The 626-nt window shown below is 42.5% G+C and carries 1 protein-coding gene; it reads right to left on the bottom strand.

Going from position 1 to position 626, the window contains the following annotated elements; translation table 11 throughout:
* On the bottom strand, window positions 1-407 hold a 407-nt coding region (locus ACS8FC_RS18750), incomplete at its 3' end, for a type 2 periplasmic-binding domain-containing protein (protein ID WP_459112988.1).
* Between the last annotated feature and the right edge of the window lie 219 nt (window positions 408-626).

The following is a 626-nucleotide window of genomic DNA, read 5'->3' as shown; positions in this document are numbered from 1 at the left end:
TATTCGCTGGCAATGGTACCATCGTCATAAAGCGTTTGTAGCATACAGCCCATTTGGGTGGCTGAATTGGAGAGACCGGGAAGCTCGGTAATCTGCGTTAGTGGAAAGCGTCCAGAGCTATAGCCATGGGCTTGAGAGCCAATATCAATGACACCTTTGGCAGCAGAATCATACATCATATCAGGCTTACTCAAGGTCGCTGATGGATAAATCTCGACCTTGAGTTGACCGTTAGATTCGGTCTCAATTTTTTTGGCCCAAGGCTCAAATACTTCCACATGCATGGCAGAAGTCGCTGGCCAAAAATGTGAAAACCTTAAAACCGTGGCTTCGGTTTCTGCGCCCTGCTCACTTGACTGACCAGAACACCCTGATATACCTAATGCTAGGGCCATCAACATGGACATACTTTTTATCTTAAAACTATCCTTGATTTCCATTTGTATACTTTCCTTGTATATCAATAGTATGTAGGTCAGCTTGAGTGCGATCACTGCAAGCTACACCACCGTCCTTTGTTCTACAGTACTGCTTTGTAGATACATTAAATATGGCCTACCCCTCTAAAATAAGAAGAGCAAATTACAGCCAATAATTATCTCACTTACTTTATGAATATGATATTA

The organism is Psychrobacter sp. 1Y4 (assembly GCF_051847555.1).
The sequence above is the reverse complement of the archived record's forward strand: the minus strand, read 5'-3'. Positions and strand labels throughout refer to the sequence as shown.